Genomic DNA, 23,214 nt, shown 5'->3' on the forward strand with positions numbered 1-23,214 from the left:
ATTAGTTGCCTCCTTCCTGAACAGCCTTCTTCTTGGCAGCCGGAAGAACTTCGCCGCGGTAGATCCAGACTTTTACGCCGATCCGACCGTAGGTGGTGTGTGCTTCAGCCGTGCCGTAATCGATATCCGCACGCAGGGTATGCAGCGGAACAGTGCCTTCGCTGTAGCCTTCGGAACGCGCGATTTCTGCGCCGCCCAGACGACCGCTAACAGCTGTTTTGATACCCTTAGCTCCGGAACGCATGGTGCGTTGGATCGCTTGCTTCAAGGCGCGGCGGAAGGACACACGGCGCTCCAGCTGCTGAGCGATGCTTTCTGCGACCAGGATCGCGTCCAGCTCAGGGTTTTTGATTTCGGAAATGTTGATGTGTACTTTCTTGTTGGACAGCTTGGAGATGTATTGACGGATGTTCTCCACTTCAGCGCCGCCTTTGCCGATTACCATACCCGGCTTGGCAGTGTGGATAGTCACGTTTACACGGTTAGCTGCACGTTCGATTTCGATATGAGAAACGGCGGAATCCTTCAGCTTTTGCTTCAGGTACTCACGGATTTTCACGTCCTCCATGAGCAGAGTGCCGTATTCTTTGCCTGCGTACCACTTGGACTCCCAATCGCGGATAATCCCGATTCGAAGGCCTACCGGATTTACTTTTTGACCCACACGTTGTCCCTCCTTATTTTTCGGATACCACGATGGTAATGTGGCTGGTGCGTTTATTGATACGGCTTGCACGTCCCATTGCACGGGGGCGGAAGCGTTTCAAGGTCGGGCCTTGGTTTGCGTATGCCTGGCTGATCACCAGCTTGTTCGGATCCAGCGAGAAGTTGTTCTCTGCATTCGCGATCGCAGAGTTCAGAAGCTTCTCCACTACCGGGGAAGAAGATTTCGGCGTGTGACGCAGGATTGCGATCGCCTCGCCTACTTGCTTACCGCGGATCAGATCGAGAATCAGCTGCACCTTGCGGGGAGCCAGACGAACATATCTTGCATGTGCGGTTGCTTGCATGTCGGTACCTCCTCTCGGAACTGTTCAGATCAACTATAATTAACGTTTGCCGGTTTTCTTGTCGTCGTCGGCGTGACCCTTGTAGGTACGGGTCGGTGCGAACTCACCGAGCTTATGGCCGACCATATCTTCCGTCACATATACCGGTACATGCTTGCGGCCGTCATAAACCGCGAAAGTGTGTCCGATAAATTGTGGGAAAATCGTCGAACGGCGAGACCAAGTCTTGATGACCACTTTCTTGTTGGAAGTGTTCATATCTTCCACTTTCTTCAGCAGGTAGCCGTCAATAAAAGGTCCTTTTTTCAAACTGCGTCCCATTGTTTATCCTCCCTTCATCCAACCATGCGCGTTACAAGCCTATTACTTGCGGCGACGAACGATATATTTGTCCGAAGCATTTTTCTTCTTGCGGGTTTTGTAGCCCAGGGTCGGTTTGCCCCAAGGAGACATAGGAGATTTGCGGCCGATCGGAGCGCGGCCTTCGCCACCACCGTGCGGGTGATCGTTCGGGTTCATAACGACACCGCGGACTTCAGGACGCTTGCCCAAATGACGGGAACGGCCTGCTTTACCGATGCTTACCAGCTCGTGGTCTTCGTTGCCTACGGAACCGATAGTTGCGCGGCAAACCTTGAGAAGCTTGCGAACTTCGCCGGAAGCCAGACGAACGGTTACGTATTTCTCTTCTTTACCGAGCAATTGAGCTTCGCCGCCAGCTGCGCGAACCAATTGGCCGCCCTTGCCAGGCTTCAGCTCGATGTTGTGGATAACGGTACCGACCGGGATGTTCTCCATCGGAAGGGTGTTGCCCACCTTGATGTCGGATTCCGGACCAGAAACGATGGTATCTCCCACCTTAAGACCCTTAGGAGCGATGATATAACGCTTCTCACCGTCTGCGTAGTTGATCAGAGCGATGTTAGCGGAGCGGTTCGGATCATACTCGATTGTAGCAACTTTGCCGGGTATTCCGTCTTTGTTCCGCTTGAAGTCGACGATCCGATATTTACGCTTATGGCCGCCGCCATGGTGGCGGGTCGTAATTTTACCTTGATTGTTGCGGCCTGCTTTCTTCGGCAGAGGTGCCAGCAACGATTTCTCCGGTGTAGATGTCGTGATTTCCTCAAAAGTGGACACGGACATCTGACGACGTGCAGGAGATGTCGGTTTGTACGTTTTGATAGGCACTTTGAATTCCCTCCTTACTTCACAGATTGATCTTATACGGACTCAAAGAACTCCAGTTCTTTGCTTTCTTCGCTCAGTTGAACGATGGCTTTCTTCCACTCGGAAGTGTAGCCGGAGTACTTGCCATAACGCTTCGGCTTAGCAGGCATACGAATGGTGTTCACGCCTGTAACCTTTACTTTGAAAATTTGCTCGATGGCTTGCTTGATCTCGGTCTTGTTAGCGCGAAGATCAACTTCGAACACGTAACGCTTACCGGCCATCATTTCACTGGTGCGCTCGGTAATGACCGGACGCTTGATAATATCGCGAGGGTTTTTCATTACGCGAACACCTCCTCAACCTTGGAAACCGCGTCTTTAGTAATGATCAGCTTGTCGTAAACCATTACGTCAAGAACGTTCAGACCTTCAGCAGTCAAGAATTTCACGCCCGGCACGTTACGTGCGGACAATGCTACATTCTCTTCGAAGCTGGAGGTTACTACGAGTGCCTTGCGGTCCACATTGAGGTTCTTCAGAATAGCTGCGAACTCTTTCGTCTTGGGAGCTGCGAAGCTCAGTTGATCCAGAACGATGATGTTGTTAGCCAATACTTTGGAAGACAATGCGGATTTGATGGCCAAACGACGCACTTTCTTAGGCAGTTTGTAGCCATAGCTGCGGGGAGTCGGTCCGAATACGATACCGCCGCCCTTCCACTGAGGCGAACGAATGGAGCCTTGACGTGCACGGCCTGTGCCTTTTTGTTTCCAAGGTTTACGACCGCCGCCACGAACTTCAGCGCGAGTTTTGACTTTATGGGTGCCTTGACGCTGGGAAGCCTGCTGCATTACAACCGCTTCATGAACCACATGCGTGTTCGGCTCGATTCCGAATACGGATTCGCTCAATTCTACTTCACCGACTTGAGCGCCGCTAACGTTAAACAAAGCTACTTTAGGCATCTGATTTCCTCCTTTCCGCTATCTTATTTCTTTACCGTAGATTTAACTGTTACATAACCGTTGTTCGGGCCCGGTACGGAGCCTTTCACAAGGAGTACATTACGCTCTGCGTCAACGCGAACGACTTGCAACTTCTGGATCGTGATGGTTTCATGACCCATATGACCCGGCAGGTGCTTGCCTTTCGGTACACGGTTCGCCGTACGGATGATGGCGTTGGAACCGTGGCCGCGATGGTAACCGGAACCGTGGGACATCGGACCGCGGGATTGACCCCAGCGCTTGATGGTACCTTGGAATCCTTTACCTTTGGAGATACCCGTTACGTCAACATATTCGCCTTCCGCGAAGAGATCGGCTTTAACTTCTTGTCCAACCTCGTAGTTTGCCAACTCAACTCCACGGATTTCTTTAACGTAGCGCTTAGGAGTTGCGCCGGCCTTGCCTGCATGTCCTTGCTCAGGCTTGTTCGGATGCTTCTTATCAGCATAACCCAGCTGGATCGCTTCGTAGCCGTCGTTTTCTTGGTCCTTCTTCTGCAGAACTACGCAGGAGCCTACCTCGATAACGGTCACCGGAACGACCAGACCTTCAGGTGTAAAAACTTGAGTCATACCCAGTTTCTTCCCTAAGATACCTTTCATGTTGACACCTCTTTTCATTCGTTCAGTAGTTGTGGATAGCTTCGTGTTTCTTCATATATAAATGAAGGAACGGCTTCTATTACAGCTTGATTTCGATGTCCACACCGGACGGCAGATCCAAACGCATCAGTGCGTCTACGGTTTGCGGCGTCGGGTTCACGATATCGATCAAGCGCTTATGGGTGCGCATCTCGAATTGTTCGCGGGAATCCTTGTACTTGTGAACCGCACGAAGAATTGTGATTACTTGCTTCTCAGTCGGAAGCGGAATCGGTCCGGATACACCTGCACCGGAACGCTTGGCAGTTTCCACAATTTTCTCAGCGGATTGATCCAGGATTCTGTGATCGTACGCCTTCAAACGAATACGAATCTTTTGCTTTGCCATGATAAGTCCCTCCTTCTATCGCCCAATTTAGTATCGGACATACTCCGCGAAAATCCCCTGATACCCTCTCCATGGCAAAGGAGCCGGGTGTATCAGCAACCTCTCGCATCATCGCAACGTCAGACCAACGTTCACTATTATATAAAAGTTCGACAACAAAAGCAAGAAAATTATGAAGCCCCCATCAAATTTCTTTGATGGGGGCTTCTTTCCATTCCCGTTAGCCGGGATAGGGGTTATTACTTAGTGATGCTAACAACGGAACCTGCACCAACGGTACGGCCGCCTTCGCGGATGGAGAAGCGAGTACCTTCTTCAATCGCGATCGGAGCGATCAGCTCAACGGTAACGGTGATGTTGTCGCCTGGCATAACCATTTCAGTACCTTCCGGCAGGTTGATGATGCCGGTAACGTCAGTGGTACGGAAGTAGAACTGCGGACGGTAGCCAGTGAAGAAAGGCTTATGACGGCCACCCTCTTCTTTGGTCAGAACGTAAATCTGAGCGGAGAAGTTGGTGTGCGGCTTAACGGAACCCGGCTTAGCCAATACTTGACCGCGCTCGATTTCCTTACGGTCAACACCGCGAAGCAGTGCGCCGATGTTGTCGCCAGCCATAGCTTGATCCAGCAATTTGCGGAACATTTCTACGCCGGTAACAACGGATTTCTTGCTCTCTTCGTGCAGACCGATGATCTCGATCTCGTCGCCAACTTTACATACACCGCGCTCGATACGGCCAGTAGCAACGGTACCGCGGCCAGTGATGGAGAATACGTCCTCGACCGGCATCAGGAACGGCTTGTCAGTATCGCGCTCCGGAGTCGGGATGTAGGTGTCGATTTGCTCGAACAGTTCAACGATCTTCTGAGCCCAGTCGCCAGTCGGATCTTCCAGAGCCGGACGAGCAGCGCCGCGGATGATCGGAGTGTCGTCGCCCGGGAACTCGTACTCGTTCAGCAGGTCACGAACTTCCATCTCAACCAGTTCGATCAACTCTTCGTCTTCAACCATGTCGCACTTGTTCAGGAATACGACGATGTAAGGTACGCCTACCTGACGGGACAGCAGGATGTGCTCGCGAGTTTGCGGCATCGGGCCGTCAGCTGCGGATACAACCAGGATTGCGCCGTCCATCTGAGCTGCGCCGGTGATCATGTTTTTAACATAGTCGGCGTGTCCAGGGCAGTCAACGTGTGCGTAGTGACGGTTCGGAGTCTCGTACTCAACGTGAGCGGTGGAGATGGTGATACCGCGCTCGCGCTCTTCCGGAGCCTTGTCGATTTGGTCGAATGCAACAGCTGCGCCGCCGTATTTCTTGGACAGTACAGTGGTGATTGCTGCAGTCAGGGTAGTTTTACCATGGTCAACGTGACCGATGGTGCCGATGTTAACGTGCGGTTTATTACGTTCGAATTTTGCCTTACCCATTTTTTCTCCTCCTTATTATGAGAAAAACTTAGTCGTAGTCATCTCAAAGATGTCCGTACCGCTATGTAGCGGAGTTATATCTCCAGGCGGAATACTCTTGCAAGCACTCCGCCGGGATATATAAAGGAAAGCTTATGCGCCTTTGTTCTTCGCGATGATTTCTTCGCTGATGGACTTCGGCACTTCTTCGTAGTGAGACAGCTCCATGGAGTATACGCCACGGCCTTGGGTACGGGAGCGCAGTGTAGTGGAGTAGCCGAACATCTCGGACAGCGGCACCTTGGAACGGATGATCTGTGCACCAGCACGGGAATCCATACCTTCGATGCGGCCGCGACGGGAGTTCAGGTCGCCCATAACGTCGCCCATGTACTCTTCCGGTACCGTAACTTCTACTTTCATGATCGGCTCAAGCAGAACCGGCTGACACTTGTCCTTGGCAGCTTTAAGAGCCATAGAACCGGCAATCTTAAACGCCATCTCGGAGGAGTCAACATCATGGTAAGATCCGTCGAAGATCGTAGCCTTGATGTCAACCAACGGGAAGCCTGCGATAACGCCGTTCTTCATGGATTCTTCGATACCGGCTTGTACCGGACCGATGAATTCTCTCGGAACTACGCCGCCGACAACCTTGTTCTCGAAGATAAAGCCTGTGCCCGGCTCCAGCGGCTCGAACTCCACCCAACAGTGACCGTATTGACCACGGCCGCCGGACTGGCGTACGAACTTGCCTTCGACTTTGGCTGCAGCTTTGAAGGTTTCGCGGTATGCAACCTGCGGTTTACCCACATTGGTCTCTACCTTAAACTCACGAAGCATACGGTCCACGATGATCTCCAGATGGAGCTCGCCCATACCTTGGATGATCGTTTGGCCGGTTTCTTCGTCGGTGTAGTAGCGGAAGGTCGGATCTTCCTCAGCCAGCTTGGACAGGGCCACGCCCATTTTGTCTTGGTCGGCTTTGGTTTTCGGCTCAACTGCGATGGAGATAACCGGATCCGGGAAGTTCATGGACTCCAGGATAACCGGGTGCTTCTCGTCACACAGGGTGTCGCCGGTGATGGTATCCTTCAAGCCTACGGCTGCAGCGATATCCCCTGCATATACTTCGCTGATCTCTTGACGGCTGTTGGCGTGCATCTGCAGAATACGGCCGATGCGCTCGCGCTTGCCTTTGGTGGAGTTCAGCACGTAAGAACCGGAGTTCAATACGCCGGAGTAGACACGGAAGAAGGTCAGCTTACCAACGTACGGGTCCGTTGCAATCTTGAATGCCAGAGCGGCAAACGGTTGATCGTCAGCGGATTTACGAACAGCTTCAGTGCCATCGTCAAGATGACCCTTGATGTCCGGTACGTCAATAGGAGAAGGCAGGTATTCTACAACGGCGTCCATCATCAGCTGGACCCCTTTGTTCTTATAGGAAGAACCTACGATAACCGGGAAGATTTTCACTTCGCATACGCCTTTGCGCAGCGCAGCTTTGATCTCTTCAACAGTCAACTCTTCCCCTTCGAGGTACTTCATGGTCAGTTCTTCGTCCAGCTCGGCCACTTTCTCAACCAGCTCAAGGCGAAGCTCCGCCACTTTATCGGCATAATCGGCAGGGATTTCTGTCTTCTCGATGTCCTTGCCCAGATCGTCCTTATACATGTATGCCACTCTCTCGACGATGTCGATGATGCCTTTGAAGTCAGCCTCAGCGCCGATCGGCAATTGGATAGCAACAGCATTTGCTTTCAGACGGTCGCGCATTTGCTCGATAACAGCCAGGAAGTCTGCACCGATAATGTCCATCTTGTTCACGTACGCGATACGCGGTACGCCGTAACGGTCCGCTTGTCTCCAAACGGTTTCCGATTGCGGTTCAACGCCTTCTTTGGCGCTGAATACGCCGACTGCACCATCAAGTACACGAAGGGAACGTTCTACCTCAACCGTGAAGTCCACGTGTCCCGGGGTGTCGATAATATTGATGCGGTGACCTTTCCACTGGCAGGTGGTCGCGGCAGACGTAATCGTAATGCCGCGCTCCTGCTCTTGCTCCATCCAGTCCATGGTGGCCGCGCCTTCATGTACTTCACCGATCTTATGAACACGACCGGTGTAGAACAGAATGCGTTCGGTGGTGGTAGTCTTACCGGCATCGATATGCGCCATAATCCCGATGTTACGCGTATCCTTCAAGGAGAACTCTCTAGGCATGGGTTGATCTCCTTTCAGATCCTCTTGTTATGGTGATATCTTACCAACGATAGTGCGCGAACGCCTTGTTGGCTTCAGCCATTTTGTGTGTGTCTTCACGCTTCTTAACGGAAGCGCCAGTGTTGTTGCTGGCATCGATGATTTCGGAAGCCAAACGCTCTTCCATGGTCTTCTCGCCGCGCAGGCGGGAGTAGTTGACCAACCAACGAAGACCCAGCGAAGTGCGGCGCTCCGGCTTCACTTCGATCGGAACCTGGTAGTTCGCACCGCCTACACGGCGAGCTTTTACCTCCAGAACCGGCATGATGTTTTTGATGGCTTGCTCAAAAACCTCCATCGGCTCTTTTCCGGTACGATCTTGGATCAGATTGAACGCATCATACAGGATGGTTTGGGCAGTGCCCTTCTTGCCATCGATCATGATACGGTTGATCAAGCGGGTTACAAGTTTGCTATTGTACACCGGATCCGGCAGTACGTCTCTTTTGGTTACGGGACCTTTACGAGGCATAGTTATCCCCCTTTCTTACAGGATTCATCCTAAACTAGGAGTTCGAATTACTTCTTCACTTTGGGACGCTTCGCACCGTACTTGGAACGAGCTTGCTTCCGGTTGTTCACGCCGGCGGTATCAAGCGCACCGCGGACGATGTGGTAACGGACACCAGGCAAGTCTTTAACACGACCGCCGCGCACGAGCACGACACTGTGCTCCTGCAGGTTATGACCGATACCCGGAATATACGCAGTAACTTCAATACGGTTGGTCAGACGAACCCTCGCGTATTTCCGAAGAGCAGAGTTCGGCTTCTTCGGGGTCATGGTACCCACACGGGTGCACACGCCGCGCTTTTGCGGAGCGGAGAGATCAGTCTCTTCACGACGCAGAGCGTTGAAGCCCTTTTGCAGCGCAGGGGATTTCGACTTGACGACCTTGGCTTGACGTCCTTTACGTACCAGCTGGTTGATTGTTGGCATTTCGGCACCTCCTTCCAGAGTTTGAATCGGATTGTTAAGCCCTTGTTAACAAGCCCACAGACCCAGGTGAATCATAAATGGACAAAGGAAATGTTTTTGCCCGAGAGGTTCAACCCCCCTCTAACAAAAACATAGGGATCTTTATTCATTCACCACTGCCGCGATGGCCGCTCCCACTTCAATCCCGCATGCCTTCCCCAACTGCTTCATGGAGTCGACATAGGTGACGGGGACCCCCACCTTCCGGCATAAGTTCACCATCTTGTTCGTTATGCGCGGATCTGCATCTTTCGCTACGAAAACCTCCGCCGCAATACCGGACTCAACAGCCTTCGTCGCTTGCTTGGTGCCAATGCTCAGCTTGCCTGCCTGTTTGACTTTATCGTAAGACATGATACATCCTCCAAAGCCCAGGGGGGTTGCCTTTTTGGCACACTTTGATATCTTAGCATTTTGAAAATCCGGTGTCAAGAACGATTATTGGGCGAACATCTAGTCTCTCCCACTCCGGCCTGACACCGGACCATCATGCATATATCCTTACTTCGTTAAGCCGATGGGTACTTCGCCGTCCGCTGCCTGCTGCTCTGCTTGGGCCAATGCCGCCGCTTCCGCCGCCTCGATGTACGGATCGGTTACTCTCACGTTCCGGTAGCGGGCCATGCCCGTGCCTGCCGGAATCAGCTTACCGATAATGACGTTCTCCTTCAGACCCAGCAGCTGGTCGACCTTGCCCTTGATAGCCGCATCGGTCAAGACGCGGGTCGTCTCTTGGAAGGACGCAGCAGACAGGAAGGAATCGGTCTCCAGGGACGCCTTGGTGATACCCAAAAGAACGGGCTTCGCCACAGCCGGCTCGGTGCCGTTGAAGAGAACCACTTTGTTAGCTTCCTCGTACTCGTGCATATCCACGAAGGAGCCCGGCAAGAGTGTGGTGTCGCCTGCATCCACGACGCGGATCTTGCGCAGCATCTGACGGATCATGACTTCCACGTGCTTGTCGTTGATTTCTACGCCCTGGTTCCGGTATACGCGCTGAACTTCCTGAAGGATGTAGTTCTGCACGCCGCGGATGCCCTTGATGCGCAGCATTTCCTTCGGGTCGATAGAACCGTCGGTCAGCTCGTCGCCGGCCTCTACGGACTGGCCCTTGGTTACGCGCACACGGGAACCGTAGGTGACAAGATAGGTCTTGGACTCGGCTTCGCCTTGGACCTCGATCTCGCGGCGGTCCTTGGTTTCACGGATGTCCTTAACCACACCGTCGATCTCCGTAATGGTTGCTTGGCCTTTCGGATTCCGGGCCTCGAAGAGCTCCTGAATCCGCGGAAGACCTTGAGTGATGTCATCCCCTGCAACGCCCCCGGTATGGAACGTACGCATGGTGAGCTGGGTTCCCGGCTCGCCGATGGATTGTGCAGCGATGATACCAACAGCCTCGCCGATTTCCACATGCTGGCCGGTTGCCAGGTTGCGGCCATAGCACTTTTTGCAGACGCCATGACGGGTCCGGCAGGAAAGGACGGAACGGATCTGAAGCTTCTCGATACCAGCCTTGATGATGCGCTCGGCAACGTCGGAATCGATCAGCTGATTGCGCGCTGCGATGAGCTCGCCGGTCTTCGGATCACGGATGGTTTCGAAGCAGTAACGCCCTTCGATCCGGTCGTAGAGATCCTCGATAACCTCTTTACCGTCTTGAATCTTGGTTACAATGGAACCCTTATCGGTGCCGCAATCGTCCTCGCGGACGATAACATCCTGCGCCACGTCGACAAGACGGCGGGTCAGATAACCCGAGTCAGCCGTACGGAGAGCCGTATCCGCCAAACCTTTACGCGCGCCGTGGGTGGAGATGAAGTACTCCAATACCGTCAGGCCTTCGCGGAAGTTCGATTTGATGGGAAGCTCGTAAATCCGGCCGGTCGGCGTCGCCATCAGACCGCGCATACCGCCCAGCTGGGTGATCTGTGATTTGTTACCCCGTGCCTTCGACTCCACCATCATGTTGATGGAATTGAATTTCTGGAGGTTCTTCATCAGAATATCGGTAATGGCGTCCTTGGCACCGGACCAAATGTCAATGACACGGTCATAGCGCTCATCATCCGTGATCAGTCCTCTGCGATACTGGTTGGTTACCGCGCGGACCTTCTCTTCGGATTCGCCGAGAATGACGTATTTCTCATTCGGCACCTGCACGTCGGCGACGGCGATGGTAATGCCCGCACGCGTCGAATAGGTGAAGCCGAGCTGCTTGATTTTGTCCAGGATGATGGAGGTTTCCATCGTCTTGTACTTGCGGAAGCACTCCGCAATGATGCTGCCCAAGAAGTCCTTGCCGACGGCGACCCGGTTGGTCGGAATATCCATGATGCGCTGGCGGATATCGGCGCCCTTCTCGAACACAAAGTAGGTGTCCGGCGTGCCGTTCAACAGGTTGTTCTTGGTCGGTTCGTTGATATACGGGAAATCCTCCGGGAAGATCTCGTTAAAGATGATCTTACCGATGGAAGTTACCAGCATCGCTTCCTGCTGCTTCGGCGTGAAGCTGGTCTTACCCAGCAATTTGGCCGGAATAGCGACTACCGCATGCAGCGATGCCGCTCCGCGATGATATGCGGATACTGCTTCCTTCACGGAGGACAGAATCATCCCCGTTCCCTTGGCCCCTTGGTCAGCCATGGTCAGGTAGAAGGAACCGAGTACCATATCCTGAGAAGGAGTTACGACCGGTTTGCCGTCCTTCGGGTTCAGGATGTTGCCGGATGCCAGCATCAAGATCCGCGCTTCCGCTTGGGCCTCTGCAGACAACGGAACGTGAACGGCCATCTGGTCACCGTCGAAGTCGGCGTTGTACGCGGTACATACCAGCGGGTGCAGCTTGATGGCGCGGCCTTCCACAAGGATCGGCTCGAATGCCTGAATACCGAGACGGTGAAGGGTCGGCGCACGGTTCAGAAGAACCGGATGCTCTTTGATGACTTCCTCCAGTACGTCCCATACCTCGGAGCTGCTGCGTTCAACCTTGCGCTTGGCGCTCTTGATGTTGTGGGCCAGACCCTTGTTCACAAGCTCCTTCATGACGAAGGGCTTGAACAGCTCCAGCGCCATTTCCTTCGGCAGACCGCATTGGTACATCTTCAGGCTCGGTCCTACGACGATAACCGAACGGCCGGAATAGTCAACGCGCTTGCCCAGCAGGTTCTGGCGGAAGCGGCCTTGCTTGCCCTTTAGCATATGGCTCAAGGACTTGAGCGGACGGTTGCCCGGGCCCGTTACAGGACGGCCGCGGCGGCCGTTGTCGATCAGGGCGTCGACGGCTTCCTGAAGCATCCGCTTCTCGTTCTGTACGATAATGTCCGGTGCGCCCAGGTCGAGCAGACGCTTCAGACGGTTGTTCCGGTTGATGACGCGGCGATACAGATCGTTCAAGTCGGAGGTGGCGAAGCGTCCGCCGTCCAGCTGAACCATCGGGCGCAGTTCCGGAGGGATAACCGGCAGCACGTCGAGGATCATCCAGTCCGGCTTGTTCTTCGAATTCCGGAACGCCTCAATCACTTCCAGACGCTTGATCGCACGGTTGCGGCGCTGGCCTTGGGCCGTCTTCAGCTCTTCCTTCAGCATCTCCATCTCTTTGTCGACGTCGATGTCCTGGAGGAGTCGCTTCACAGCCTCGGCACCCATGCCGGCCTGGAATGCGTATCCGTACTTCTCGCGGTAGCTGCGGTATTCCTTCTCGGAGAGCAGCTGCTTCTTCTCAAGCGGTGTATCACCGGGGTCGGTGACGACATACGATGCAAAATAAATGATTTCTTCCAAGGAACGCGGGGACATATCCAGCGCAAGACCCATCCGACTCGGAATACCCTTGAAGTACCAGATATGCGAAACCGGCGCAGCCAGCTCAATATGGCCCATACGCTCGCGGCGGACCTTCTGGCGGGTAACTTCTACGCCGCAGCGGTCACAGACCACGCCTTTGTAACGGACACGCTTATATTTGCCGCAATGACATTCCCAGTCCTTCTGGGGACCGAAAATGCGCTCGCAGAACAGGCCTTCCTTCTCCGGCTTCAAGGTCCGGTAGTTGATCGTCTCCGGCTTTTTGACTTCGCCGCGCGACCAAGACCGGATTTTCTCCGGGGAAGCGAGACCGATCTTCATAAATTCAAAGTTATTGACGTCGATCAAGGAGCAGCCCTCCTTAAGAATGATGGAGCGAAAACAAGTGGGTCCAATGTATCTGACGTTAAGGAAAAACGCCTTGCCAAGAGTGGATTACTCCACTCCCAGCTCGGCTCCTTCCAGGTTCAGGTTCAGTTTATCGCTGGTCGTCTCATCGTCGTCGATCTCACGCATTTCGATCTCTTCTTCGTTCTCCGACAAAATCTTGACGTCCATTCCCAAGCTCTGCAGCTCTTTAATCAATACCTTGAAGGATTCCGGTACGCCCGGCTCCGGCACATTCTCGCCCTTCACGATGGATTCGTAGGTCTTCACACGGCCGACCACGTCGTCCGACTTGACCGTCAGAATTTCTTGCAGGGTGTATGCCGCGCCATAGGCCTCCAGCGCCCATACTTCCATCTCCCCGAAACGCTGTCCGCCGAATTGGGCTTTACCGCCCAACGGCTGTTGGGTAACGAGGGAGTACGGACCGGTGGAACGGGCGTGAATCTTATCGTCAACCATGTGCGCCAGCTTGATCATGTACATGACGCCGACGGTAACGTCGCGCTCGAACGGTTCGCCCGTCCGGCCGTCGCACAAGGTCCATTTGCCGTTACGGTTCATGCCGGCTTCCACCATGGTGTCGAACACGTCATTTTCCCGAGCGCCGTCGAATACCGGCGTTGCGGTGTGAATGCCCAGCATCTTGGCGGCCATGCCCAAGTGAACCTCAAGCGCCTGACCGATGTTCATCCGGGAAGGTACGCCCAGCGGGTTCAATACAACCTCTACCGGAGTACCGTCAGGCAGGAACGGCATATCTTCTTCCGGCATGATGCGCGCGATAACGCCCTTGTTGCCGTGGCGTCCCGCCATCTTATCGCCTTCGGAGATCTTACGCTTCTGCGCGATGTAGACGCGGACCAGCTGGTTCACGCCCGGCGGCAGCTCGTCGCCATTCTCGCGGGTGAAGACCTTCACGTCCACGACGATTCCGTCCGTACCGTGCGGTACGCGCAGCGAGGTGTCGCGCACTTCGCGTGCTTTCTCGCCGAAGATGGCATGCAGGAGACGCTCTTCCGCCGTCAGCTCGGTAACGCCCTTCGGAGTGACCTTGCCGACTAGAATATCGCCTGCGCCGATCTCGGCACCGACGCGGATGATGCCGCGCTCGTCAAGATTCTTCAGCGCGTCTTCGCCGACGTTCGGGATGTCGCGGGTAATCTCTTCCGGCCCCAGCTTGGTATCACGGGCTTCGGATTCGTATTCCTCAATGTGAATGGAGGTGTAAACATCCTCTTTCACGAGTCTCTCGCTAAGCAGAATCGCATCCTCGTAGTTGTAGCCTTCCCAGGTCATGAAGGCAACTACGACGTTGCGGCCCAGTGCCAATTCGCCCTGCTCGGTGGACGGTCCGTCCGCCAGAATGTCTCCCGGCTTCACGATGTCGCCCTTGCGGCAGATCGGCCGCTGGTTGATACAGGTGCCTTGGTTGGAACGCATAAACTTGTGCAGGCGATGCTTGATGATGTTCCCGTTGACCAATCGGCCGTCTACCATTTCCTGGCGGCGGACCCAGATTTCGTTGGCGGAAACTTTTTCAACAATGCCATGAACTTTGGATACAATACATACCCCGGAGTCCTTGGCGGACTTGTGCTCCATGCCGGTACCGACCAGCGGCGCCTTCGGAATGAGAAGCGGCACAGCCTGGCGCTGCATGTTCGAACCCATCAGGGCGCGGTTGGAGTCGTCATTCTCCAAGAACGGAATGAGCGCCGTTGCAACCGACACGACCTGCTTGGGGGAGATATCCATATAGTCGACGCGCTCGCGCGGAAGCGTCGTGATGTCATCCTTGTAACGGACGATAACCGTCTCGTTAACGAAAGTACCCGTTTCGGACAACTCCGCATTCGCTTGCGCAATGACGTAGTTATCTTCCTCATCCGCCGTCATATAGACGATCTGCTCGGTGACGACGCCGGTGTTCGGATCCACCTTACGGTACGGAGCTTCAATGAAGCCATACTCGTTGATGCGGGCATAGCTGGACAAGGAGTTGATCAAACCGATGTTCGGACCCTCGGGAGTCTCGATTGGACACATCCGGCCATAGTGAGAGTGGTGGACGTCCCGGACTTCCATGCCTGCGCGTTCCCGGGTCAGACCGCCCGGACCCAGTGCAGACAAGCGGCGCTTGTGCGTCAGCTCGGCCAACGGGTTCGTCTGGTCCATGAACTGGGACAGCTGGGAGCTGCCGAAGAACTCCTTGATGGAGGCGATGACTGGACGGATGTTGATCAGCGCCTGAGGCGTGATCACATTGGCGTCCTGAATGGACATCCGCTCCCGAACCACACGCTCCATACGGGACAGACCGATCCGGAACTGGTTCTGCAGAAGCTCGCCGACGGAGCGCAGACGACGGTTGCCCAAGTGGTCGATGTCGTCCGTGCTGCCGATACCGTGCAGCAGATTCATGAAATAATTGATCGAGGAAATGATATCCGCCGGAGTGATATGCTTCACGGACTTGTCGATGAAGCCGTTGGCGATGACCTTGACGATCTTGCCGTCTTCATTCGGCGAATAAACGCTGATGTTCTGGAGCGGAATGGTGTTGTCATTCTCCAGAACTCCGCCGGCCGTATGGAAGTCCTTCAGACCCAGACCCTTCTCCAGATATGGAATGACCACATCCAGCAGGCGGCGGTCCAACAGCTGGCCAGCCTCGGCCACAATCTCGCCGGTCTCGGCATCCACCAGAGTCTCGGCCAAGCGCTGATTGAACAGACGGTTCTTAATATGAAGCTTCTTGTTGATCTTATAACGGCCGACGTTGGCCAGGTCATAACGCTTCGGATCGAAGAAGCGCGCAACGAGCAGGCTCTTCGCGTTATCCAGCGTCGGAGGCTCGCCCGGACGAAGGCGCTCGTAAATCTCGATCAGCGCTTTCTCCACCGAGTCGGTGTTGTCTTTGTCCAGGGTGTTGCGAATATATTCGTCGTCACCGAGGAGGCTGATGATCTCCGCATCCGTTCCGAAGCCCAATGCACGGAGCAGGACGGTTACCGGAATCTTACGCGTGCGGTCGATCCGCACGTAGATGATGTCCTTGGCGTCGGTTTCAAGCTCGAGCCAGGCGCCCCGGTTCGGAATCACGGTTGCGGTGAAGTTTTTCTTGCCGTTCTTGTCGACTTTGGTGCTGAAATACACGCTCGGCGAACGGACCAGCTGGCTGACGATAACACGCTCGGCTCCGTTGATAATGAACGTGCCGGTTTCGGTCATCAACGGGAAGTCGCCCATGAAGACTTCCTGCTCTTTAACCTCACCGGTTTCCTTATTGATCAAACGTACTTTGACGCGCAGCGGAGCCGCATACGTCACGTCCCGTTCTTTCGCATCGTCCACCGTGTACTTCGGTTCGCCCAGACTGTAGTCGATGAACTCCAATACCAGATTGCCGGTAAAATCCTGAATGGGGGAGATGTCCTGGAACATCTCGCGCAGACCTTCATCCAAAAACCACTGGTATGATTTTTGCTGAATCTCAATCAGGTTAGGGATATCCAGCACTTCGTTGATGCGTGCATAAGTCCTGCGTTTACGTCGACCAAATTGAACAAGATGACCCGCCAACTTTCATTCACCCCTCGTGCCTACTTAAAGTTGCTATGGCTTAGCCGTACATACATGACAACATACAGCAAACATGCAAAAAGCTGCCGATCCGTAAGTGGGCAAATCAACGGCAGACAGACCTTACCCAGTCTCCATCTACCTATAATTTGCTAAAAAATGGCCTCCTATACGTCATTACGGCATTTTTTATGCACCCAACACAGAAAAAAAGATCTTGACATTTTAACCAACTAAAGACATGTCACCCATCTTAATTCTGACATTTTATAATCATACCACAAACAAAAAATCAAGTCAAACTTTTTTCAATGCGCGGAATATCCTGTATCCCTTGTCCTTCGTGACTTCCTCAACCTGGTCTTCGCCGAACAGTTCTTCCAGCTTCGCGAACGCTGAAGGTGAACCCTGCTTCTTCTGGATGACGATCCACAGCTCCCCGCCCTCTTCCAGACAACCGTATGCCTGCTCGAAAATCCGATGGACCGTCTCCTTACCGGCCCGAATCGGCGGGTTCGTCAAGATGCAGTCGAACCGCTCCTCCAAAACCTCCTGCAGCGCATCGCTCTTCAGGATCCGGACATTCTCGACACCGTTCAGCGCCGCATTCTCCCGGGCCAGCTCCAGCGCCCGTTCGTTCACGTCCACCAGGGTCACTTGCCCGCTCGGGCTGAGCCGAGCCGCCGTGAGTCCGATCGGCCCGTAGCCACAGCCGACATCCAGCACCCGGGCTCCTGAGGGGATCTCCATCGCTTGAATCAGCACCTTGCTTCCATAGTCCACTCCATGCTTGGAGAATACCCCTGCATCGGACTTGAAGGTGAACTCCCAGTCCCGCAGCTTCTCCTGAAACCGGATCGTCTCGTGGACGGATGACGGCTTGGACGAGTAGTAATGATCGGCCATCCGGTCTAAGCCTCCTCTTATTTGCCTGTATCGCTTTGGAGCGCTTCCGTTCTCTCCAGTTGTCGCCTGCCGGCGGCAGCTGGAGAGAACCCGCTCCCCGTCACACCGCAAAACCGCGCCTAACAAGAAACAACCCCTTGAAGGATCTTCAAGGGGTCGTATGTCGCCGAAGTGAATTACTTCACTTCAACGGTTGCGCCAGCTTCGGTCAGCTTAGCTTTGATAGCTTCTGCTTCTTCCTTGGCGATCTTCTCTTTGATCGGCTTCGGTGCGCCGTCAACCAGGTCCTTGGCTTCTTTCAGGCCCAGACCGGTGATTTCGCGAACGACTTTGATAACGTTGATCTTGGACGCGCCAGCGTTAGTCAAGATTACGTCGAATTCAGTTTGCTCTTCTTCAACCGGAGCTGCTGCTGCGCCGCCGCCGAATGCTACCGGTGCTGCTGCAGTTACGCCGAATTCTTCTTCGATTGCTTTAACCAGATCGTTCAGTTCCAGAACGGTCATGCCTTTAATGGCTTCAATGATTTGCTCTTTGCTCATTGTGGTGGAACCTCCTATTTCATCGTTCGATTATTTTTTGGTTTTGGTGAAGCATTTGGTTCTAAGCACAAGCGGGTTGCTTACGCTTCTTTCTCGGATACGGCTTTAACTGCAAGGGCGAAGTTCCGCATCGGAGCTTGCAGCACGCTAAGCAGCATGGACAGCAGGCCTTCGCGGGACGGCAGATCGGCCAGAGCCTTGATCTGTGCAGTGTCGACAACGCGACCTTCCACTACGCCGCCTTTGATCTGCAGCTTGTCGTTCTTCTTCGCGAAATCGGACAGGATCTTCGCCGGAGCGACAACATCCTTACCGAAAGCGATGGCGGTCGGGCCGGTCAGGATCTCGTCCAGCTCGGTCAGAGCCGCATCAGCAGTAGCACGGCGAACCAGCGTGTTCTTCAGAACCTGGAACTCGATACCCGCTTCGCGAAGATTCTTACGCAGCTGGGTTACTTGCGCAACCGTCAGACCGCGGTAGTCAGCAACAACGGTACAGGAGCTTTCTTTCAGCTTTGTTACCACTTCGTTAACCAACTGTTGTTTTTCTTCCAACACTTTTGCGTTAGGCATTCGTTACACCTCCTGTTAAAGCAGTCAATTCTATCTGGTCCAACCTAAGCTACTGAAGGCACAAATGAAAAATGCCTTCGTAGACTCTACGAAGGCATGATCAGTCGATTCGAAAACATGCTAAAAGCATATCCGATCTATATCACAACACCTCGGCAGGACATTAAGCCCATGGGCACCTGCTGTCTACGGTCAGCATATTCAATTTGAAAGACCTTAGGTCATACTACCATGATCAAGGCGCGTAAGTCAAATGTCAGATCTTAGCGGTAGCTGCTGATGTTCAGCTTCACGCTCGGGCCCATTGTGGAGGACACAGCGGCACCCTTCAGATAGACACCTTTCGCTGCAGCCGGCTTGGAGCGCACGAGTGCATCGATCAGGGCTTTCAGGTTCTCGCTCAGCTTGTCGGCATCGAAGGATACTTTGCCGATAGGAGCGTGAATTTGACCAGCTTTGTCGAGACGGTACTCGATTTTACCAGCTTTGATTTCCTGAACAGCTTTGGTTACGTCGAAGGTTACGGTGCCGGCTTTGGGGTTCGGCATCAAGCCTTTACCACCCAAGATACGGCCCAGTTTACCAACTTCGCTCATCATGTCCGGAGTCGCTACGCAGACGTCGAACTCGAACCAGCCCTGCTGGATCTTGTTGATCATGTCTACGTCACCTACGAAATCCGCACCGGCTGCTTCGGCTTCTTTGGCCTTGTCACCTTTGGCGAATACGAGGACGCGCTTCGTCTTACCAGTTCCGTGCGGCAATACAACCACACCGCGAACCGCTTGGTCTTGCTTCTTCGGGTCAACGCCCAGTCGTACGGCAACCTCTACGGTTTCGTCGAACTTGGCCGTTGCCATTTTTTTCACGAGTTCAACCGCTTCAGCGCCTTCGTACAATGCATCGGCATTGACGTTCTTGACCGCTTCGGCGTATTTCTTACCGTGTTTCGGCATTGGTAGTCCTCCTATGTGGTATTAGCGGAATATCCTCCCACTGTGTGCGATCCGAAGATTAGTCTTCGATCACGATGCCCATGCTGCGGGCAGTACCTTCAACCATACGCATAGCCGCTTCCACGGATGCTGCGTTCAGGTCAGGCATTTTTTGCTCGGCGATCTCGCGAACTTTCGAACGCTTGACGGTTGCCACTTTCTTCTTGTTCGGCTCGCCAGATCCTTTCGGAACGTTAGCGGCTACGCGAAGCAGAACGGCTGCCGGCGGGGTTTTGGTTTCGAAGGTGAAGGAACGGTCTTCGAATACGGTGATAACCACCGGAATGATCAGACCTGCTTGGTCGGCGGTGCGAGCATTGAATTCTTTACAGAATGCCATGATGTTCACGCCTGCTTGACCGAGCGCCGGACCGATAGGCGGTGCCGGGTTCGCTTTACCTGCCGGAACTTGAAGCTTAACCAGTTTGATAACCTTTTTTGCCATGTGTGAGACACCTCCTTGCCGTAATGTGGTACAGATGGGGTGCTGCCCCTCCCACCGCGGAGTTCGCGAACGATCCCCGCAAATGCGAGCCTGCCCTTGCGGAATAGGCCCTTTTTAGAAACCACGCCGCCGTGTGTATCATAGCAACGCCGTCATCATAAACCCGAAACCGGGTTTATTTATACTTTCTCCACTTGAGTGAAATCCAGCTCAAGCGGGGTTTCCCTGCCGAACATGTTGACATGAACCTTCAGCTTCATCTTGTCGGTGAGAATCTCTTCTACGGAACCGACGAAATTCGCAAAAGGCCCTACTTTGACACGGACGTTCTCCTTCAGCTCGAAGTCGATCTTCGGCTTCGGTTCTTCCATGCCCATGTGCTTCAAGATAGCTTCCACTTCTTCCGGCAGCAGAGCGGTCGGCTTGGAGCCCGAACCCGTCGAACCTACGAACCCCGTTACGCCGGGCGTGTTCCGCACGACATACCACGACTCGTCGGTCTGAATCATCTCCACCAGCACATAACCCGGGTAAACCTTACGCTGGACTGTCTTCTTCTTGCCGTCCTTGTTCACAATTTCTTCCTCAGTGGGAACCAGAACGCGGAAGATCTTGTCCTGCATGTTCATGGATTCGACGCGCTTCTCCAAGTTCGTCTTCACCTTGTTCTCATACCCTGAATACGTGTGAACGACATACCATCTCTTCTCCATGTCCGCTGCCACCTTTACTCGATGACCAAACGGATCAGTTCAGAGATGCCAAGATCGAGCACATAAAAATACAGGGTAACGAACGCTACCGTACCCATAACCACCAACGTGTAGCTGGTCAGTTCCTTACGGGACGGCCACTTGACTTTCCGCAGCTCGGACCAAGCATCTCCGAAGAAGGAGAACGTGGAACCAAAGCCGCGTTTCATTTTGTCCATGAAAGCCACGGCTACACCTCCAAAAACTACTTACCGCGTTTCGCGATGTGGAGTTTGTTCATTGCAGAACTTGCAATACTTCTTCAACTCCATGCGGTCAGGGTTGTTCCGCTTGTTCTTGTTGGATGTATAGTTCCGTTGTTTGCAGTTCGTGCAAGCCAGAGTAATGATAACCCGCATGTTTTACACCTCCCGTAGACAACCTAAACTAATAAAGAACCCCGATTGTCTGGGACGTACGCCAATAACAATTTAGGGTCACTAAAATAATTTAACACAACGGAAAAACCATGTCAAGAAAGCATTGACAAATCGGAACATCCAGTTCCACCCATCCACGCGGTTATTCCATCAGTATGGACAACCCGTCAAACAAATAAACCCAATTCGGCCGGGGGATAACCAATGGGACCAACGCGAAAAAACCGGGGACCTCCGGACAATTCGTCCGCAAGATCCCCGGCCTTCAAGCTCACACCGGCTTGACCGGCACGCAGATGTCTACCGTAAACTTACCGTCCGCATCCGGGCCCCCATGGTAAAGCTCGAAGCAAAGTCGGTCGTCCGGCTCGTAGCCGCTCTGGGGCAGCCACTGCCCGTATACCCAAGCCCAAGCCTCTCCGAAGCCGTCCGTTCCCACCGTGAAGCGGGCGAAAGCATACTTGCCCGGAGCTAGGGTCATCCTCCCGATCTCCCCGTCCGTCTCCGTGTCCTCCGGCACGGTCAGGCAGACGCTGATCCTGAGCTTCTCTTCTTCCGTAATTCCGGGATCGTCATGGTACACATTCAACAGCCGACTCTCCGGAAACCGGACCAAGCCCCGGGCTCCCGCCCATCTCATCAGCTTGTCGTTCAGACGCTGGAACAGCTCCCCATCCCCAGCGTAGGGCCCGACATACCGAACATAAGCCACGGTCCAAGCCGGGATCTCCTTGACTTCCACCACACGCGTTTGTTCCATTTCCATTTCCACCTTCCACCTTTGAATATGGCCTGCATATTCAATATAGACCTTGGCGGCTGGAAACGATTGCCCGCAGTTGCGGTGCTCTTCACTCCGATTGCGGTCCGGTATACCCAGATTGCGGTCATCCCGGCTTCCGCCCTTGCTTCTCCATTCCGTAGCGGTAACCCCGAAGTGCTGCTTAAAGCTGCGCGCGAAGGCGGAGGAGCTGGCAAAGCCCGTCTCCAGGGCAACCTCCGTCACGGATTTCCGGCTGCTAGCAGCCAGCAGCCGCGCCCCTTTTTCCAATCGGAGCCGTTGAATGCAGCCAAAGAGCGTCTCTCCGGTCCCCGCCTGGAAGATGCGGTGAAAGTGATATTTAGAGAATCCCGCTTCTCCCGCCAGCTCATCCAGCGTCATCGGCTCCCCCAGCCTGGCCTCGATATAGTCCATCACCTTGTGGATCCGCCCTTGATATTCCCGAAAGGCATCCCCTTGCCCTCGATTGTCCTCCGTCGCCACTTCCGCACACCGTCCCGTTCTCTTCATCCGCTTGCCCGATATAAAAAAAGCACCTCTTCCACAAGTCGGAAAAGATGCTAATGCAAATCGCGAATCTCCAGGTATCGCTCCAATTTGCGCTTCACGCGCTGCAAGGCGTTGTCGATGGATTTCACATGACGGTCCAGATCCACGGCAATCTCCTGATAGGATCTTCCGTCGAGATAGAGCATCAGCACGCGCCGCTCCAAATCGCTCAGAATCTCCCCCATCTTGTCCTCCAAGCCGCTGAATTCCTCTTGGTTGATGATCAGCTCCTCCGGATCGGTAACCCGGGAGCCGCAGATCACGTCCAGCAGGGTGCGGTCGGAATCCTCATCGTAGATGGGCTTGTCCAAGGACACGTAAGAGTTCAGGGGAATATGCTTCTGCCGGGTGGCCGTCTTGATGGCTGTTATAATCTGTCTGGTGATGCACAGCTCGGCGAAGGCCTTGAAGGAGGCCAGCTTGTCCCCGCGGAAATCGCGGATGGACTTGTATAACCCGATCATGCCCTCTTGCACGATGTCCTCACGGTCTGCACCGATCAGGAAGTAAGAGCGCGCTTTGGCCCGGACAAAATTCTTATACTTGTTGATCAAGTATTCCAGGGCTTCGGCATCGCCTTCCCGCACGGCTTCGACATTGTCTTCGTCGGAACGGAGCTCTAATTCGGACTTTCTCAACTCATTGAGGTCGACACTCACTTAAAACCCCTCCGGCCAAG

The 23,214-nt window shown here is 54.0% G+C and carries 25 protein-coding genes and 1 other annotated feature; all 25 genes read right to left on the minus strand.

The genetic code is table 11. From position 1 onward, the window contains the following. Position 1 precedes the first annotated feature (1 nt). The 25 genes from rpsC to sigH all read right to left on the minus strand — a co-directional run bounded on the left by rpsC (position 2) and on the right by sigH (position 23,194). Complete coding sequence (rpsC, locus tag ACSEXW_RS26190) at positions 2 to 664, minus strand: 30S ribosomal protein S3 (protein WP_438449142.1); 663 nt, start codon at positions 662 to 664, stop codon at positions 2 to 4. A 13-nt stretch (positions 665 to 677) separates the two neighbouring features. Further along, positions 678 to 1,010: a 50S ribosomal protein L22 gene (gene rplV / locus ACSEXW_RS26195; protein ID WP_438449143.1), complete on the minus strand. Its 333-nt coding sequence runs from the start codon at positions 1,008 to 1,010 to the stop codon at positions 678 to 680. 39 nt (positions 1,011 to 1,049) lie between these two features. After that, entirely contained in the window at positions 1,050 to 1,331 is a 282-nt protein-coding gene (rpsS, locus tag ACSEXW_RS26200) for a 30S ribosomal protein S19 (RefSeq protein WP_438449144.1), read from the minus strand. Between the two features lie 42 nt (positions 1,332 to 1,373). Then, the gene (gene rplB, locus ACSEXW_RS26205; RefSeq protein ID WP_438449145.1) at positions 1,374 to 2,201 is read right to left on the minus strand and encodes a 50S ribosomal protein L2; all 828 of its coding nucleotides are present in this window, start codon (positions 2,199 to 2,201) and stop codon (positions 1,374 to 1,376) included. 32 nt (positions 2,202 to 2,233) lie between these two features. Continuing rightward, on the minus strand, positions 2,234 to 2,524 hold the full coding sequence (gene rplW, locus ACSEXW_RS26210) for a 50S ribosomal protein L23 (RefSeq protein WP_438449146.1): 291 nt from the start codon (positions 2,522 to 2,524) through the stop codon (positions 2,234 to 2,236). Then, a complete protein-coding gene (rplD, locus tag ACSEXW_RS26215; protein WP_438449147.1) occupies positions 2,524 to 3,147 on the minus strand; it encodes a 50S ribosomal protein L4 in 624 nt (207 codons plus the stop codon). The genes rplW and rplD overlap by 1 nt, the downstream gene beginning before the upstream one ends. Positions 3,148 to 3,170: 23 nt before the next feature. Beyond that, positions 3,171 to 3,791: a 50S ribosomal protein L3 gene (gene rplC, locus ACSEXW_RS26220; RefSeq protein ID WP_438449148.1), complete on the minus strand. Its 621-nt coding sequence runs from the start codon at positions 3,789 to 3,791 to the stop codon at positions 3,171 to 3,173. 79 nt (positions 3,792 to 3,870) lie between these two features. Then, positions 3,871 to 4,179, minus strand: coding sequence for a 30S ribosomal protein S10 (rpsJ, locus tag ACSEXW_RS26225; RefSeq protein WP_006676490.1), 309 nt, complete (start codon positions 4,177 to 4,179; stop codon positions 3,871 to 3,873). 239 nt (positions 4,180 to 4,418) lie between these two features. Further along, positions 4,419 to 5,609: an elongation factor Tu gene (gene tuf / locus ACSEXW_RS26230; RefSeq protein ID WP_438449149.1), complete on the minus strand. Its 1,191-nt coding sequence runs from the start codon at positions 5,607 to 5,609 to the stop codon at positions 4,419 to 4,421. 132 nt (positions 5,610 to 5,741) lie between these two features. Then, entirely contained in the window at positions 5,742 to 7,817 is a 2,076-nt protein-coding gene (gene fusA, locus ACSEXW_RS26235) for an elongation factor G (RefSeq protein ID WP_438449150.1), read from the minus strand. 40 nt (positions 7,818 to 7,857) lie between these two features. Next, complete coding sequence (gene rpsG / locus ACSEXW_RS26240; RefSeq protein ID WP_438449151.1) at positions 7,858 to 8,328, minus strand: 30S ribosomal protein S7; 471 nt, start codon at positions 8,326 to 8,328, stop codon at positions 7,858 to 7,860. Positions 8,329 to 8,375: 47 nt separating this feature from the next. Next, positions 8,376 to 8,795 (minus strand): 30S ribosomal protein S12, encoded by a 420-nt coding sequence (gene rpsL / locus ACSEXW_RS26245; RefSeq protein WP_438449152.1) that lies wholly within the window; start codon positions 8,793 to 8,795, stop codon positions 8,376 to 8,378. Between the two features lie 141 nt (positions 8,796 to 8,936). Further along, positions 8,937 to 9,188 (minus strand): 50S ribosomal protein L7ae-like protein, encoded by a 252-nt coding sequence (locus ACSEXW_RS26250; RefSeq protein ID WP_438449153.1) that lies wholly within the window; start codon positions 9,186 to 9,188, stop codon positions 8,937 to 8,939. A 147-nt stretch (positions 9,189 to 9,335) separates the two neighbouring features. Next, positions 9,336 to 12,989: a DNA-directed RNA polymerase subunit beta' gene (gene rpoC, locus ACSEXW_RS26255; protein WP_438449154.1), complete on the minus strand. Its 3,654-nt coding sequence runs from the start codon at positions 12,987 to 12,989 to the stop codon at positions 9,336 to 9,338. An 87-nt stretch (positions 12,990 to 13,076) separates the two neighbouring features. Next, positions 13,077 to 16,613 carry a DNA-directed RNA polymerase subunit beta gene (gene rpoB / locus ACSEXW_RS26260; protein WP_438449155.1) on the minus strand — a complete coding sequence of 1,179 codons (3,537 nt, stop codon included), beginning with the start codon at positions 16,611 to 16,613 and terminating at the stop codon, positions 13,077 to 13,079. Positions 16,614 to 16,910: 297 nt separating this feature from the next. Next, a complete protein-coding gene (locus ACSEXW_RS26265; RefSeq protein WP_438449156.1) occupies positions 16,911 to 17,519 on the minus strand; it encodes a class I SAM-dependent methyltransferase in 609 nt (202 codons plus the stop codon). Positions 17,520 to 17,695: 176 nt separating this feature from the next. After that, positions 17,696 to 18,061, minus strand: coding sequence for a 50S ribosomal protein L7/L12 (gene rplL / locus ACSEXW_RS26270; protein WP_438449157.1), 366 nt, complete (start codon positions 18,059 to 18,061; stop codon positions 17,696 to 17,698). 80 nt (positions 18,062 to 18,141) lie between these two features. Next, entirely contained in the window at positions 18,142 to 18,633 is a 492-nt protein-coding gene (gene rplJ / locus ACSEXW_RS26275) for a 50S ribosomal protein L10 (protein ID WP_438449158.1), read from the minus strand. 58 nt (positions 18,634 to 18,691) lie between these two features. Beyond that, positions 18,692 to 18,843 (minus strand) — a sequence feature (ribosomal protein L10 leader region). Between the two features lie 53 nt (positions 18,844 to 18,896). Continuing rightward, entirely contained in the window at positions 18,897 to 19,589 is a 693-nt protein-coding gene (gene rplA, locus ACSEXW_RS26280) for a 50S ribosomal protein L1 (RefSeq protein WP_438449159.1), read from the minus strand. A 58-nt stretch (positions 19,590 to 19,647) separates the two neighbouring features. Then, entirely contained in the window at positions 19,648 to 20,073 is a 426-nt protein-coding gene (gene rplK, locus ACSEXW_RS26285) for a 50S ribosomal protein L11 (RefSeq protein ID WP_438449160.1), read from the minus strand. A 179-nt stretch (positions 20,074 to 20,252) separates the two neighbouring features. After that, complete coding sequence (gene nusG, locus ACSEXW_RS26290) at positions 20,253 to 20,786, minus strand: transcription termination/antitermination protein NusG (RefSeq protein ID WP_438449161.1); 534 nt, start codon at positions 20,784 to 20,786, stop codon at positions 20,253 to 20,255. A 14-nt stretch (positions 20,787 to 20,800) separates the two neighbouring features. After that, positions 20,801 to 21,013: a preprotein translocase subunit SecE gene (gene secE / locus ACSEXW_RS26295; protein WP_438449162.1), complete on the minus strand. Its 213-nt coding sequence runs from the start codon at positions 21,011 to 21,013 to the stop codon at positions 20,801 to 20,803. 21 nt (positions 21,014 to 21,034) lie between these two features. Further along, the gene (gene rpmG, locus ACSEXW_RS26300; protein WP_438449163.1) at positions 21,035 to 21,184 is read right to left on the minus strand and encodes a 50S ribosomal protein L33; all 150 of its coding nucleotides are present in this window, start codon (positions 21,182 to 21,184) and stop codon (positions 21,035 to 21,037) included. Between the two features lie 292 nt (positions 21,185 to 21,476). Next, on the minus strand, positions 21,477 to 22,400 hold the full coding sequence (locus ACSEXW_RS26305) for an AraC family transcriptional regulator (RefSeq protein ID WP_438449182.1): 924 nt from the start codon (positions 22,398 to 22,400) through the stop codon (positions 21,477 to 21,479). Positions 22,401 to 22,546: 146 nt separating this feature from the next. Further along, on the minus strand, positions 22,547 to 23,194 hold the full coding sequence (gene sigH, locus ACSEXW_RS26310) for an RNA polymerase sporulation sigma factor SigH (protein WP_438449164.1): 648 nt from the start codon (positions 23,192 to 23,194) through the stop codon (positions 22,547 to 22,549). Positions 23,195 to 23,214 lie beyond the last annotated feature (20 nt).

Origin of the sequence: Oryzibacillus soli (assembly GCF_051594765.1) — a bacterium.
Lineage (GTDB): Bacteria > Bacillota > Bacilli > Paenibacillales > NBRC-103111 > Paenibacillus_AR.

Bases quoted from the DNA above. Each gene is read 5' to 3' on its own strand.
- rpmG (WP_438449163.1), bottom strand. From the start codon at position 21,184: ATGCGGGTTATCATTACTCTGGCTTGCACGAACTGCAAACAACGGAAC.
- ACSEXW_RS26265 (WP_438449156.1), bottom strand. From the start codon at position 17,519: ATGGCCGATCATTACTACTCGTCCAAGCCGTCATCCGTCCACGAGACG.
- tuf (WP_438449149.1), bottom strand. From the start codon at position 5,609: ATGGGTAAGGCAAAATTCGAACGTAATAAACCGCACGTTAACATCGGC.
- fusA (WP_438449150.1), bottom strand. From the start codon at position 7,817: ATGCCTAGAGAGTTCTCCTTGAAGGATACGCGTAACATCGGGATTATG.
- rplW (WP_438449146.1), bottom strand. From the start codon at position 2,524: ATGAAAAACCCTCGCGATATTATCAAGCGTCCGGTCATTACCGAGCGC.
- rpsG (WP_438449151.1), bottom strand. From the start codon at position 8,328: ATGCCTCGTAAAGGTCCCGTAACCAAAAGAGACGTACTGCCGGATCCG.
- rplC (WP_438449148.1), bottom strand. From the start codon at position 3,791: ATGAAAGGTATCTTAGGGAAGAAACTGGGTATGACTCAAGTTTTTACA.
- rplA (WP_438449159.1), bottom strand. From the start codon at position 19,589: ATGCCGAAACACGGTAAGAAATACGCCGAAGCGGTCAAGAACGTCAAT.
- rplD (WP_438449147.1), bottom strand. From the start codon at position 3,147: ATGCCTAAAGTAGCTTTGTTTAACGTTAGCGGCGCTCAAGTCGGTGAA.
- rpsL (WP_438449152.1), bottom strand. From the start codon at position 8,795: ATGCCAACAATCAACCAGCTGGTACGTAAAGGACGTCAAGCCAAGGTC.
- nusG (WP_438449161.1), bottom strand. From the start codon at position 20,786: ATGGAGAAGAGATGGTATGTCGTTCACACGTATTCAGGGTATGAGAAC.
- rplL (WP_438449157.1), bottom strand. From the start codon at position 18,061: ATGAGCAAAGAGCAAATCATTGAAGCCATTAAAGGCATGACCGTTCTG.
- ACSEXW_RS26250 (WP_438449153.1), bottom strand. From the start codon at position 9,188: ATGTCTTACGATAAAGTCAAACAGGCAGGCAAGCTGAGCATTGGCACC.
- rpsJ (WP_006676490.1), bottom strand. From the start codon at position 4,179: ATGGCAAAGCAAAAGATTCGTATTCGTTTGAAGGCGTACGATCACAGA.
- rplV (WP_438449143.1), bottom strand. From the start codon at position 1,010: ATGCAAGCAACCGCACATGCAAGATATGTTCGTCTGGCTCCCCGCAAG.
- rpsS (WP_438449144.1), bottom strand. From the start codon at position 1,331: ATGGGACGCAGTTTGAAAAAAGGACCTTTTATTGACGGCTACCTGCTG.
- ACSEXW_RS26305 (WP_438449182.1), bottom strand. From the start codon at position 22,400: ATGGACTATATCGAGGCCAGGCTGGGGGAGCCGATGACGCTGGATGAG.
- rplJ (WP_438449158.1), bottom strand. From the start codon at position 18,633: ATGCCTAACGCAAAAGTGTTGGAAGAAAAACAACAGTTGGTTAACGAA.
- rplK (WP_438449160.1), bottom strand. From the start codon at position 20,073: ATGGCAAAAAAGGTTATCAAACTGGTTAAGCTTCAAGTTCCGGCAGGT.